We start from the raw sequence: 13,453 nt of genomic DNA, 5'->3' as shown, positions 1-13,453 counted from the left end.
ATGTTCATTCTCTCGCTCACCTATGTGAAATCCAACGATGAAGCCGACAGGCACATGGAACCGCACATGGCCTGGGTGAAGGAGGGTTATGCCAAGGGCTGGTTCCTCGCTTCCGGCCGCAAGGTGCCGCGCACCGGCGGCGTCATCCTAGCAATCGGCGATCGCACCGCAATCGAGGCCTATGTCGCCGCCGATCCCTTCACCATCCACGGCGTCGCCGAATATAACATCACCGAACTTGCGGTAACGACGGCGGTCGAAGGACTGGAAATCCTGAAGGGCTGAATTTGCAGGAGCAAATCATGGATGATCTCGCAGCCCATCTGAAAGAGCTCGAAGAAAAACTCTTCGACCCGTCCGTTCGCGCCTCGCGGGAGATGCTGACTACGCTGCTCTCGCGCGATTTCCGTGAAATCGGCAGTTCCGGACGGCTCTATACCTTCGACGTCATTGTGCCCAGTCTTTTGGCCGAACAACGGACGGGAACGTCCCGCGGCGAGCATTTCGAAACCCAAAGCCTTGCGGAGCACATCGCGCTCGTCACCTACCGCGCCATTTACACAGACACCGACGGAAGCGAAAGGCGGACGCTGCGCAGTTCCATCTGGCGGCTGGAAGAGGACGGGCACTGGCGCATGCTCTTCCACCAGGGCACTGTCATCGGTTAAGCCAATCCATCGAGCTGCCGATCCCCAGGACGGTTTCGCCGGCCTCTGTCGCCACTCGATATTTGGTCTTTCCCCGTCAACGCTCTTTATTGTGACGTCGTTTTATGGTTAGAGCCGGTCACCTCGCACTCTCTGCGGCAATTTCAAAACAATTCTTCAGGCTGAACGCCTTCGTCGCCTTCCACAGGAGAAAAGAATGACGGAACAGAATTATCCGGTATATGCCGAAATTACCGGTCCGATCGTAATGATCGGCTTTGGCTCCATCGGCCGCGGCACTCTGCCCCTGATCGAGCGCCATTTCAAATTCGACAAGAGCCGGATGGTCGTCATCGACCCTCGTGAAGAGCCCTCCGACATGGAGATCCTGAAGAAGCACGGCGTTCGCCATATCAAGGAACATGTCACCAAGGACAACTACAAGGAACTGCTGAAGCCGCTGCTGACGGAAGGCGAAGGTCAGGGTTTCTGCGTCAACCTCTCGGTCGATACCTCCTCGCTCGACATCATCAAGCTCTGCCGCAAACTCGACGTTCCCTATATCGACACGGTTGTCGAGCCCTGGCTCGGCTTCTATTTCGATAAGGGCATGAGCAATGCCGACCGCACCAACTATGCGCTGCGCGAAACCATGCGCAAGGAAAAGGCGAAGAACCCGGGCGGCGCCACCGCCGTCTCCACCTGCGGCGCCAATCCCGGCATGGTCTCCTGGTTCGTCAAGCAGGCGCTCGTCAACCTCGCCAACGACATCGGCCTCAAGTTCGAGGAGCCGGACCAGCACGATCGCGAAGGCTGGGCAAAGCTCATGAAGAAGGTCGGCGTCAAGGGCATTCACATCGCCGAGCGCGACACCCAGCGCACCAAGCATCCGAAGCCGCTCAACGTCTTCTGGAACACCTGGTCTGTCGAAGGCTTCATCTCTGAAGGCCTGCAGCCGGCCGAACTCGGCTGGGGCACGCATGAAGAATGGATGCCGAAGAACGCCAAGAAGCACAAGAAGGGCAACAAGGCGGCGATCTACCTGGAGCAGCCGGGCGCCAACACCCGCGTGCGCACCTGGTGCCCGACGCCCGGCCCGCAATATGGCTTCCTCGTCACCCACAACGAGTCGATCTCGATCGCCGACTTTTTCACGGTCCGCGACAAGGACGGCGAAGTGACCTTCCGCCCGACCTGCCACTATGCTTACCATCCGGCCAACGACGCCGTGCTATCGCTGCATGAGATGTTCGGCAATGGCGGTACGCCGCAGCCCGTCCATCACGTTCTCGACGAGGACGAATTGGAGGACGGCATCGACGAACTCGGCGTCCTGCTCTACGGCCACGAGAAGAACGCCTACTGGTATGGCTCGCGGCTGTCGCTGGAAGAAACCCGCCGCATCGCGCCCTACCAGAACGCCACCGGCCTGCAGGTGACCTCCGCCGTCCTCGCCGGCATGGTCTGGGCGCTGGAAAACCCGAATGCCGGCATCGTCGAAGCCGACGAGATCGACTACAAGCGCTGCCTCGAAGTGCAGAAGCCCTATCTCGGCCCGGTCGAGGGCCACTACACCGACTGGACCCCGCTCGACGGCCGTCCGGGCCTTTTCCCCGAGGATATCGACACCAAGGATCCCTGGCAGTTCAGGAACATTCTCGTTCGCTGAGATTGCCTGCATGGCTTTGACAATGCCCGCCGCAAGGCGGGCATTTTTGTAACGCCGGCTGTCTAAATGCCGCCTGCCGCCCTTCCAAGGCTTGCCTTCATGCCGGGCGCGCGCCATGTTTTGCCCGAACTTGGCGGCTGTCCGCCGCGCCGATTCGCCGGGAGAAGCCTTATGAAAATCAGAACTGGTCTCGTTCTTGTCGGTGCAGCGGCCGCTCTTGCCGCCTGCGTTTCATCAGAGCCGCGTCGCTTGCCGGTTGCAACCGCGCCCGCCGCCACCGGCGTCGAAGGCAACTGGAGCGATCCGAACGGCATCGTTTCCACCTTCCAGGGCGGTAGTTTCACTACCCGCACGACCGACAGCAACCAGCTTCTTGCCTCGGGCACCTATATCAATACCTCACCGACCCTGGTGGAGATCAACATGACCTCGCTGGTGCGCAAGACGCAATCCAAGGTCAATTGTGCCCTCGTCAACCCGAGCCAGCTCAATTGCACCTCCGATTCCGGCGCACAGTTCACGCTTTCCCGCCGCGGCTGAAAGATGAGACGATAGGCTAAGCATACGATGCGAGCCTTCGCCGGTTATCTCATTCTGATGCTCGCAATGCCGCTTGCGGCACTTGCGGTCGTTTCGCCGGCCAACGAATATCGTGCCCAGGGCATCGCCGCTCCCGATTGCGACGGGCCGGGGCAGGTGCTGATCTTCGCCGTGCCTACTGTGCTGATCTATGGTGCAGGCGCGCTCCTTGCCTATCGGGCCGGCCGGCGCTTTCATCGCCTCGTTTCCCTTCTCTGCCTGATCATCGCGCTCGCCACGGTTCCGAATATCGCAGAGGCCGTGCACGAACTCTATCGAAACGCCGCCGACGGCGAATGCCTGGGATAGGAACCCGGCTTTTTTGCCCTGCCCCCTTGGAAAGCGTCCCGCCTGGCCCAGCTTTCTCTTGCGGTCGTGCATCGTCTGATGGAACATCCGCAGGCCGGGAAACCGCCCCGGCGCATAATGAAAGGGATCGGCGAGGATCAGGGGGATCTTTCGCCTCAATCAGGAGAACAGGGATGACGAAGTCTTTCAGCTTCGGTCTTTTGACCGCGTCCATGCTGGCGCTCAGCGCGGGCGCCGCCTTTGCGGATTACGAACTCAATATTCTTCATATCAACGATTTCCATTCGCGCATCGAATCGATCAACAAGTTTGACTCCACCTGCTCGGCCGAGGAGGAAGGCAAGAAGGAATGCTTCGGTGGTGCTGCCCGCCTGAAGACCGCGATCGACCAGCGCCGTCAGGCGCTATCCGGCAAGAACGTCCTCCTCCTCAATGCCGGCGACAATTTCCAGGGCTCGCTCTTCTACACGACCTACAAGGGAGCAGCCGAAGCCGAATTCCTGAACCTGATGAAGTTCGACGCCATGACCGTCGGCAATCATGAATTCGACGACAGCGAGGACGGGCTTGCGACCTTCCTCGACAAGGTGCAGTTCCCTGTCGTGACGGCGAACGTCAAGGCGACGGCGGCCTCCAAGCTCGGCGACCGCATCAAGCCGTCGTTGGTGCTCGATGTCGGCGGCCAGAAGATCGGCATCGTCGGCGCCGTCACCAACGATACGCCAGAGCTTTCCTCCCCCGGCCCGAACGTCACGATCGCCGATGACGTTGAGGCCATTACAGCGGCCGTTCAGGATCTGAAGGGCCAGGGCGTCAACAAGATCATCGCGCTGACCCATGTCGGTTACCCCCGTGATCTCGCCCTCATCGCCAAGATCCCGGATGTCGATGTCGTCGTCGGCGGCCATTCCCACAGCCTGCTCTCCAACACCGATCCGAAGGCTGAAGGCCCCTACCCGACGATGGTCGACAATCCCGGCGGCTACAAGGTGCCGGTCGTCCAGGCCGCCTCCTACAGCAAGTATCTCGGCGATCTCGTCGTCAATTTCGACGATAGCGGCGTGGTCAAGGATGCCAAGGGCGATCCGATCCTGATCGATTCCAGCTTCACGCCCGATCCCGCCGTCATTACCCGCATTGCCGAACTGGCAAAGCCGATCGAGGAACTGCGCAAGAAGGTGATCGGCTCTTCCGAAAGCCCGATCGACGGCGACCGCAAGGTCTGCCGCGTCAAGGAATGCTCGATGGGCAATCTGGTGGCCGACGCCATGCTCGATCGCACCAAGAACCAGGGCGTCACCATCGCTGTTCAGAACGGCGGCGGCCTGCGTGCTTCAATCGACGGCGGCGAGGTCACCCAGGGCGAAGTCATCACCGTCCTGCCTTTCCAGAACACGCTCGCTACATTTGAGACGACCGGCGCAGATGTCGTCAAAGCGCTCGAAAACGGCGTCAGCCAGATCGACCAGGGCGCCGGGCGCTTCCCACAGGTCGCCGGCCTGAAGTTCTCCTTCGACCAGTCGAAGCCTGTCGGCAGCCGCGTCGGCGATGTCCAGGTGAAGGAAGGCGACAATTTCGCTCCGATCGACCCAGCCAAGACCTACAAGGTCGCCACCAACAACTTCATGCGGGCCGGCGGCGACGGCTATTCGATCTTCAAGGACGGCCAGAACGCCTATGATTACGGTCCGGACCTTGCCGACGTAACCGCCGAATATGTCGCCGCACATTCGCCTTACAAGCCCTACACGGATGGCCGCGTCACGGAACTGGCGCAGGCAGCGCCTGCTCCGGCTCCCTCTGCCGAACCCAACCCTGCACCGGCTGCTCCCGCCCCATCCACCGAGCCGGCTCCCGCTGCCCCGGCCCCAGCAGCACCGGCTCCCGCGCCGGCGGCACCTGCAGAACCGACTCCTGCACCCGCAGCACCGGCGCCAGCAGCACCCGCTGCGGAACCAGCACCCGCACCGGCAGCCTCCACACCTGCCGCGACGACGCCTTCCACGCACGTCATCGCCGCGGGCGACACCTTCTGGGATCTCGCCGTGACCTTCTATGGCGACGGCACGCTGTGGCGGAAGCTTTCGGATGCCAATGGCAAGCCGAACCCGCGTCACCTGACGGTCGGCAAGGAGATCGAGGTCCCCGCCAAGTAAGACGATTTGTCTCGATGCCACTGGCCGGTCCTGGGTTTCCCGGGCCGGCTTTTGTTTCTATAGGGTGAACCACGATCTCCAGGCTGCGTATGAGCCGAAGAGACAAATGAACGTTGGGGCCAGAATGACAGCAGATATTTCACTCCGCCCGGCCGATCATCCGGCCATCAAATTTGGTAAGGTCGGTGTGCTGCTGGTCAATCTCGGCACGCCTGACGGCACCGATTATACCTCGATGCGCCGCTACCTCAGGGAATTCCTGACCGATCGCCGCGTCATCGAATGGTCGCCCTGGAAGTGGTATCCGATCCTGTTCGGCATCGTGCTCAACACCCGCCCGCAGAAGGTCGGCAAGGCCTATGAGCTGATCTGGAACAAGGAGCAGAACGAAAGTTATCTGCGCACCTACACCCGCAACCAGTCGGAACTGATGGCCGAGCGCCTGAAGGATCTTGATAACGTCAAGGTCGATTGGGCGATGCGCTACGGCACGCCGTCGATCGCATCGCGCATCGACGCGCTGAAAGAAGAAGGCTGCGACCGCATCGTGCTCTTCCCGCTCTATCCGCAATATGCGGCGGCGACCACCGCCACCGTCAACGACAAGGCCTTCCAGAAGCTGCTCTCGATGCGCTGGCAGCCGGCGCTGCGCACCGTTCCCGCCTATCATGACGACGAGACCTATATCGAGGCGCTCGCCACGTCCGTCGACAGGCATCTTTCGACCCTCGACTGGAAGCCCGAGATGCTGCTCGCCTCCTTCCACGGCATACCGATGTCCTATTTCAAGCAGGGCGATCCCTATTACTGTCAATGCCAGAAGACCGGCCGGCTGCTGCGCGAGCGGCTCGGGCTCACCAAAGAAAACTTCATGGTCACCTTCCAGTCCCGCTTCGGGCCGGAGGAATGGCTGCAGCCCTATACCGACAAGACCGTGGAGAAGCTCGCCAAGGATGGCGTCAAGCGCATCGCCGTCATCAATCCCGGCTTCGTCTCCGACTGTCTGGAGACGCTGGAGGAGATCGCCGAACAGGCCGCCCATTCCTTTCACGAGAATGGCGGCGAGAAATTCGCGCATATTCCCTGCCTCAACGATGGCGAGGACGGCATGAAGGTGCTGGAAAAGGTGGTCCGCCGCGAATTGCAGGGCTGGGCCTGAGAAACTTTTTTCAGAAAGCAGCGCCGCACGGATAGCTGGCGAAGATCCGAATAACCCAACCGAGACGAAACCTCCATCTCACACGGATGTGCGGCATCCGTGTGGCATTTCTTCCTCGCAAAGAACATGCTACCCCACCACATCAGTGTATGGGCGCATGCGCCGATAGGAGGAATTTTTCATGTTGTTCGGCGGCTTCGACATCGTCGTGATCGTGCTGGTCATCTTCGTCATCCTGGTGCTCTTTGCCGGGATCAAGACCGTGCCGCAGGGCTACCGCTATACGATCGAGCGCTTCGGGCGTTATACCCGCACGCTGGAGCCAGGCCTCAACCTCATCACCCCCTTCATCGAGCGCGTCGGCGCCAAGTTGAACGTGATGGAGCAGGTGCTGAACGTGCCGACCCAGGAGGTGATCACCAAGGACAATGCCTCGGTTTCGGCCGATGCCGTTTCCTTCTATCAGGTGCTGAACGCCGCCCAGGCTGCCTATCAGGTCTCCAACCTCGAAAACGCCATCCTCAATCTCACCATGACCAACATCCGCTCGGTCATGGGTTCGATGGATCTCGACGAACTGCTCTCCAACCGCGATGCGATCAACGACCGGCTGCTGCGCGTCGTCGACGAGGCCGTGCATCCCTGGGGCATCAAGGTCACCCGCGTCGAGATCAAGGACATTCAGCCGCCGCGCGACCTCGTCGATGCGATGGCCCGCCAGATGAAGGCCGAGCGCGAGAAACGCGCCCAGGTGCTGGAAGCCGAAGGCTCGCGCAATGCGCAGATCCTCAGGGCCGAAGGCGCCAAGCAATCCGCCATCCTGCAGGCCGAAGGCCAGCGCGAGGCCGCCTTCCGCAACGCCGAAGCCCGCGAACGTCTGGCCGAGGCCGAAGCCAAGGCGACGAAGATGGTCTCTGAAGCGATCGCCGCCGGCGACATCCAGGCGATCAACTACTTCGTCGCCCAGAAATACACCGAGGCGCTCACCTCGATCGGTTCGGCGCCCAATTCCAAGATCGTGATGATGCCGATGGAAGCCTCTTCCATCCTGAGCTCGCTCGGTGGTATCGGCGCCATTGCCCGCGAGGTCTTCGGCGATGCTGGCAGCAGCCCGTCAACGCCGCTGCCGGTACCCCCGCGTCCGCGTCCCGCTCCGGCGCGCTCGACGCCGCCGATCAATCCGTCGACCCCCAATCCTTTCAATCCCGAGCAGGAGCGCTAAGCCATGCTGGCGAAGATCGTCGCCGAACTCGGTCCGTGGAGCTGGTGGGTCGCGGGCCTCGTGCTGCTCGCCGCGGAAATGATCGTTCCCGGCTTCTTCCTGGTCTGGATCGGCCTTGCCGCCTTGATCGTCGGCGCGCTGTCGCTGCTCTTCTGGGACAGCGCCTTCTGGGTCTGGGAGTTGCAGGCGATCCTTTTTGCGCTTCTCGCCGTTGCCACGACCTTCGCCGGCCGCCGGCTGACGCTGCGCAATGCGACGACCGACGAGCCCTTTCTCAATCAGCGCGGCGCCAGCCTCGTCGGCCGCACGGCGACGCTGCACGAACCGATCCGCGAGGGCCGCGGGCGCATCCGCCTCGACGATACGCTATGGCAGGTGATGGGACCGGACTTGCCCGTCGGAACACAGGTGAAGGTGGTGTCGAGCAATGGCCGCGACCTGACGGTCGAGCCCGTCTGATCAAAATAACTCTGATCAAACGAACCTGATCAGGCGACGCCGATCCGCAGCAGGTCGTGGAAATGCACCAGCCCGACAGGCCGACGGTCGTCATCGATGACGATCAGCGCGCCGATGTGATGCTGGTTGAGCAGCGCCAGGGCCGCGGTCGCCAGCACCGTCGACCTCACCGTCTTCGGCGTCTTAGTCATGATGTCGTCGACGGCAAGTTCAGCGAGGTTGCGCGTCAGGTTGCGCGCCATGTCGCCTTCGGTGACGATGCCGCAGAGCCGCCCATCCTCATCAAGCACGCCGACGCAGCCGAAATGCTTGCGCGACAGCACCGTGATCGCCTCCGGCATCGGTGTGCCCTTGGCAACGAGCGGCAGCCGCTCGCCGGTATGCATGATATCGGCGACATGCATCAGGCTCGCGCCCAGCTTGCCGCCCGGATGGAAGACGTGGAAATCCGTGGCGGTAAAGCCGCGCGCCTCCAGGAGCGCCACCGCCAGCGCGTCGCCGATGGCAAGCTGCATCAGCGTCGAGGTCGTCGGCGCCAGCCCATTGGGGCAGGCCTCCTGTTCATTCGGCATCAGAAGGACGATATCGGCGGCGGCGGCGAGCGAGGAGCCTTCGCTGCAGGTGATCGCGATCAGCGGAATGGAGAAGCGCCGCGTGAAGGAAATGATACTTTTGAGCTCGGCGCTCTCGCCGCCTTTGGAAATCGCCAGCACGACGTCATCGCGCTCGATCATGCCGAGATCGCCGTGATTGGCTTCCGCCGCATGCACGAAAAAGGCGGGTGTTCCGGTCGAAGCGAATGTCGCCGCGAGCTTGGCGCCGATATGCCCGCTCTTGCCGACGCCGGTGACAATCATACGTCCGGAGATGTCGCCGATGACTTCGACGGCGCGTGTGAAAGGGCCGGCCAATCCATTGTCAAAAGCCTGTTCGAGCGCTTCAAGACCGCGTCTTTCGGTCTCTATCGTGCGTTTTGCCGACTCGAGCACGCTGTTTTCAACGAGATTGATCGCTCTTCTGTTCATGAAATTGCGTTAGACCTTTTCACTTTCCAAGTCCACCCCGCAGTCTTTCCGACCGGCAGTCTTTCCGACCCGCACTCTTTCCGAATTGTGAACAGCGCCCGCCGCCGGCAACGAATGGTTAACCACAAGGCTTTACCTTTGGGTAAGAACCGAAAGCATGTCAGGCGCGAATTGCATGGGCCAGCCAAAACAGACGAGCAGTGTGACGCCGCTCCGCGCCATGAGCCGTGCCGTCTCTTTTGCCGTGCTGGGTACCCTGCTTCTCAGCCAGACGGCAGCCTTCGCGCAGTCCGCCTCGTCGCAGGCGGCAACCGGCCGCTCCGCCGCCTCTCAGGATAACAGCGCCACCAACAATGCCGCATCCGACGCCGGCTTCGATGACGAGACCGGCGATACCGCCACTCCTGCGGTAAACGGCGCGACTGCGAACGCGGACGATGCCGAGCAGCGGCCCGCCATACCGGATGCACAGGCCGGCGACGACGTCACCGGCTCCATCCTCGACGAGGACATACGCCGGCTGAACACCCGAGAAGCGCCGCTCGACGAGACACTGCCACGCCGCAGGGCTGCCGAGAACGCCTCGACGGAGGAAACGCCGGGAATTCCGATCGGCACTTTCGTGCTCCGCCCGAGCGTCACCCAGAGCATCAACACCGAGACCACCAAGGACGGCAATACCAGGCAGCGGCGCGCTTTTCTCGAAACGGATGCGGCAGCGACACTGACTTCCGACTGGGGCCGGCACCAACTGACCGTCACCTCGGAAGGCGCCTGGCAGAGGAATATCAGCGGCGAGGGCGAGGAGCAGCCTTCCTTTAAAGTCAACGGCGATCTCAGGCTGGATCTTCCCGACGATACGACCGCGCACCTCACCGCTGGCTATAACTTCTACCGTGAGGATACGGACGATCCTGACGCCATCGCCGACGCCGCACAGCAATCGGACGTGCAGGAATTTTCGGCCGGTGCCTCCGTCCAACGCGATTTCGGCATCCTGCGCGGCACGACGGCACTGGCTCTGACCCGCTCGATCTATTCGGATGCGAAGCTTGCCAACGGCACCACCGTCGCCCTCAGCGACCGTAACCAGACGACGGGCACGCTGCGCGGCCGCGTCGGCTACGAGCTATCTCCCGCGCTCATCCCCTTCATCGAGGCGACGATCGGCCGTTCGGTCTATGATGAAACACGCGACTCTGCCGGTTACGAGCGTTCCGGCCATAGCTATGGCGCCAAGGCAGGCGTCGAGGTCGATCTCGGCGAAAAGCTGAAGGGTGAAGTCGGCGTCGGCTACGAGATGGCGGATTTCGAAGACGACAGGCTGTCCTCGATCGATACCGCGACGCTCGATGCGAGCCTGCTCTGGTCGCCGATCCGCGGCACCGATGTCAATCTCGACCTGCAGACGAGCATCCAGCCCTCGACCACGGCAGGCGAAAGCGGCTACGTCTCGCACGCGCTGACGACGACAGTCACCCACCAGCTGCGCGACAACCTGGTCGGGACGATGATCGGCGGGGTCATATGGCGCGATTATCCCACGGACAGCACCATCAACGACGAGCTCGTCTATACCGCCGCAACCGGCCTGACCTGGAACATCAACCGCTATCTCGATCTGACCAGCACGCTCGGCTACGAGCTGACGACGCGCAAGGAAGGCAGCGATTCGCAGCAATGGCGAGCCGGCGTCGGTCTCAAGCTGAAACGCTAAGAATGTCGAAAAATAGAGCGCCGCGTATCCGTTAGGACACGCGGCGCTCTATCACATTGAATCTGCAACTTATTTCAAGCCGGCAAGCAGTTCCCTGAAGCCGCCTTCGACGGAGGGGCGGATATCGGCGCGTTCGAGGGCGAAGGCGACGTTCGCCAGGATGAAGCCGTCCTTGGCGCCGCAGTCGTAGGTCGCGCCGCGGAAGTGGTAACCGGCGAAATCCTGTTCCTTCAGCAGCTTCAGCATGCCGTCGGTGAGCTGGATCTCGTTGCCGGCGCCGCGCTCCTGGGTTTCGAGGATCTTGAAGATCTCCGGCTGCAGGATGTAGCGGCCGTTGATGAAGAAGTTGGAAGGCGCCGTTCCCTTGGCAGGCTTTTCCACCATGCCGGTGATGCGGAAACCGTCGCCGATCGCCTCGCCGACGCCGACGATGCCGTATTTATGCGCCTGATCCGGCGCACATTCCTCGACGGCGATGATATTGCCGCCGCTCTGGGCATAGAGGTCGATCATGCCCTTCATGCAGCCCTTGTCACCCTTCATGATCATATCGGGCAGCAACAGTGCGAAGGGCTCGTCGCCGACGATTTCACGGGCACACCACACGGCGTGGCCGAGGCCGAGCGGCTCCTGCTGGCGGGTGAAGCTCACCGTGCCGGCCTTCGGCAATTGCTGGGCGAGAAGGGTAATTTCCGCCTTCTTGGCGCGCTCGCGTAGCGTCTGCTCCAGCTCGAAATGAATGTCGAAATAATCTTCGATGACGTGCTTGTTGCGTCCGGTGACGAAGACCAGATGTTCGATCCCCGCCTCGATCGCCTCGTCGACGACATATTGAATGATTGGCTTGTCGACGACGGTCAACATTTCCTTCGGAACAGCCTTTGTCGCCGGCAGGAATCGCGTTCCCAATCCGGCAACCGGAAATACTGCTTTACGAACTTTGTTGTGTTGAGCCACACCCGGCCTCCTGCTTCGATCATATCGCTTTGGAAATAGAGCTTTTTAGCTTTAACTAGTATAGAATTGCTACTGTTTTGCAAATGGTGACCGCAGCGGGCCGCCATGGTAAAGAATTTGTTGACTCCGTTCCTGTAGTCTCGGGTCTGGGCGGACGTGATGCCCCGCTGCACCAGAAACTAAAGATGACGGATACGACTGTCGATGACCCAGAATCACAAAAACTCCCTTCGTGGTCTTGCTCTCGCCCTCGTTGTCGCCGTCCAGGTGGCACTGGTTCCCGACAACGCGCAAGCTGATTCCCGCTTCCAGAAATGGATCGCGGATTTTTACCAGACTGCCGCTCAGAGTGGCATCAGTAAGGCAACCTATCAAAAGGCCTTTTCCGGGGTGAGCGAGCCCGATCCGACCGTGCTCGAAAAGGCGGCCTACCAGCCGGAATTCACCTCGAAGATCTGGGACTATGTCGATTCCCGCGTCAACCCCTATACGGTCAAGATCGGCCGCGAGATGGCCGCCAAGCACGCAAGAACGCTCGCTGCGATCGAGCAGCGCTTCGGCGTCGACAAGACCATACTGCTGGCTATCTGGTCGATGGAATCGAATTACGGCGCGGTCCTCGACAAGGACGACCGACTGCATTACGTGCCGCGCGCCCTGGCAACGCTTGCCTATGCCGATCCGAGCCGCGCCAAATTCGCCAAGAAACAGCTGGTCGCCGCGCTGAAGATCCTGCAGAACGGCGATGTGCCGGCACGCGAGATGACCGGCTCCTGGGCCGGCGCCATGGGCCACACCCAGTTCATTCCGACAAGTTACCTGCTTTATGCCATCGATGCCGACGGCAACGGCCATCGCGATATCTGGAACTCGATCCCCGACGCGCTGGCGACCTCGGCCAACCTCCTGATGAAGAACGGCTGGGATACCGGCAAGACCTGGGGCTACGAGGTCGTCGTTCCCACAGCGGCCGCCAAGCAGGCCGGCAAGACCCATACATTGGCGCAATGGGCGGCACTCGGCCTGACGCGCCCGAACGGCAAGGCCTTCCGCGAGAGCGCTACCAAAGCCGTGTTGAAGATGCCGGCCGGAGCCGGCGGCCCGGGCTTCCTGATGACCGCCAACTTCTTCACCATCAAGAACTACAATGCCTCGGATAGCTACGCGCTTGCCGTCGGTCTGCTGGCCGACCAGATCGCCGGCTACGGCGGCATGCAGCAGCGTTGGCCGCGCCCGAACGGCGCACTCGACATCACCGAGAAATTCGAGCTGCAGACGCGTCTCAAGACGCTCGGCTATTACAGTGGTGAGGTCGACGGCAATTTCGGCTCGGGTTCGAAGGCGGCGATATCAGCCGTGCAGTCGCGCATCGGCATGCAACCCGACGGTGAGCCCTCCTTGCCGCTTCTGAACGCACTGCGTCGCTAGATCGGGATGATCCCGGCCGGACCGGCCGGAAATCTCAATCCGCATTTGAATCAAGGAAGTAGGGCATGATACCGCCCGAAAACCCCACACACTTTTCATGATGCTCTACAACAGGCAGAACCGTGA

The 13,453-nt window shown here is 61.4% G+C and carries 13 protein-coding genes; 11 read left to right on the top strand and 2 right to left on the bottom strand.

Features of this window, described 5'->3' with window-relative positions; all coding sequences use genetic code 11:
* From GR198_RS22180 to GR198_RS22140, 9 genes are all read left to right on the top strand, one after another.
* Positions 1-285: a YciI family protein gene (locus GR198_RS22180; protein WP_029871910.1), complete on the top strand. Its 285-nt coding sequence runs from the start codon at positions 1-3 to the stop codon at positions 283-285.
* Between the two features lie 17 nt (positions 286-302).
* Complete coding sequence (locus tag GR198_RS22175) at positions 303-668, top strand: nuclear transport factor 2 family protein (RefSeq protein WP_029871909.1); 366 nt, start codon at positions 303-305, stop codon at positions 666-668.
* Between the two features lie 196 nt (positions 669-864).
* On the top strand, positions 865-2,316 hold the full coding sequence (locus GR198_RS22170; RefSeq protein WP_029871908.1) for a homospermidine synthase: 1,452 nt from the start codon (positions 865-867) through the stop codon (positions 2,314-2,316).
* 171 nt (positions 2,317-2,487) lie between these two features.
* The gene (gene omp10, locus GR198_RS22165; protein WP_012758937.1) at positions 2,488-2,856 is read left to right on the top strand and encodes an outer membrane lipoprotein Omp10; all 369 of its coding nucleotides are present in this window, start codon (positions 2,488-2,490) and stop codon (positions 2,854-2,856) included.
* Positions 2,857-2,883: 27 nt separating this feature from the next.
* Entirely contained in the window at positions 2,884-3,204 is a 321-nt protein-coding gene (locus GR198_RS22160) for a hypothetical protein (protein WP_029871907.1), read from the top strand.
* Between the two features lie 173 nt (positions 3,205-3,377).
* On the top strand, positions 3,378-5,360 hold the full coding sequence (locus GR198_RS22155) for a bifunctional metallophosphatase/5'-nucleotidase (RefSeq protein ID WP_164054190.1): 1,983 nt from the start codon (positions 3,378-3,380) through the stop codon (positions 5,358-5,360).
* A gap of 124 nt (positions 5,361-5,484) precedes the next feature.
* Positions 5,485-6,519, top strand: coding sequence for a ferrochelatase (gene hemH / locus GR198_RS22150; protein ID WP_029871905.1), 1,035 nt, complete (start codon positions 5,485-5,487; stop codon positions 6,517-6,519).
* Positions 6,520-6,700: 181 nt separating this feature from the next.
* Positions 6,701-7,741 carry an SPFH domain-containing protein gene (locus GR198_RS22145; RefSeq protein WP_003542866.1) on the top strand — a complete coding sequence of 347 codons (1,041 nt, stop codon included), beginning with the start codon at positions 6,701-6,703 and terminating at the stop codon, positions 7,739-7,741.
* 3 nt (positions 7,742-7,744) lie between these two features.
* Positions 7,745-8,200, top strand: a complete 456-nt coding sequence (locus GR198_RS22140) for an NfeD family protein (RefSeq protein ID WP_003542867.1) — start codon at positions 7,745-7,747, stop codon at positions 8,198-8,200.
* A gap of 29 nt (positions 8,201-8,229) precedes the next feature.
* On the opposite strand, the gene GR198_RS22135 is transcribed toward GR198_RS22140, so the two are convergent.
* The gene (locus tag GR198_RS22135) at positions 8,230-9,225 is read right to left on the bottom strand and encodes a KpsF/GutQ family sugar-phosphate isomerase (RefSeq protein WP_029871904.1); all 996 of its coding nucleotides are present in this window, start codon (positions 9,223-9,225) and stop codon (positions 8,230-8,232) included.
* Between the two features lie 175 nt (positions 9,226-9,400).
* Here GR198_RS22135 and GR198_RS22130 point away from each other — a divergent pair, with 175 nt between their 5' ends.
* Positions 9,401-10,942: an outer membrane beta-barrel protein gene (locus tag GR198_RS22130; RefSeq protein ID WP_029871903.1), complete on the top strand. Its 1,542-nt coding sequence runs from the start codon at positions 9,401-9,403 to the stop codon at positions 10,940-10,942.
* A gap of 69 nt (positions 10,943-11,011) precedes the next feature.
* Here GR198_RS22130 and galU read toward each other — a convergent pair whose 3' ends face one another.
* Positions 11,012-11,899: a UTP--glucose-1-phosphate uridylyltransferase GalU gene (gene galU, locus GR198_RS22125; protein ID WP_003542870.1), complete on the bottom strand. Its 888-nt coding sequence runs from the start codon at positions 11,897-11,899 to the stop codon at positions 11,012-11,014.
* Between the two features lie 204 nt (positions 11,900-12,103).
* Here galU and GR198_RS22120 point away from each other — a divergent pair, with 204 nt between their 5' ends.
* Complete coding sequence (locus tag GR198_RS22120) at positions 12,104-13,327, top strand: lytic murein transglycosylase (protein WP_029871902.1); 1,224 nt, start codon at positions 12,104-12,106, stop codon at positions 13,325-13,327.
* Positions 13,328-13,453 lie beyond the last annotated feature (126 nt).

Source organism: Rhizobium leguminosarum (genome assembly GCF_010668065.1).
Taxonomy (GTDB): domain Bacteria; phylum Pseudomonadota; class Alphaproteobacteria; order Rhizobiales; family Rhizobiaceae; genus Rhizobium; species Rhizobium leguminosarum_S.
This window is presented reverse-complemented; position numbering and strand designations above follow the sequence as displayed.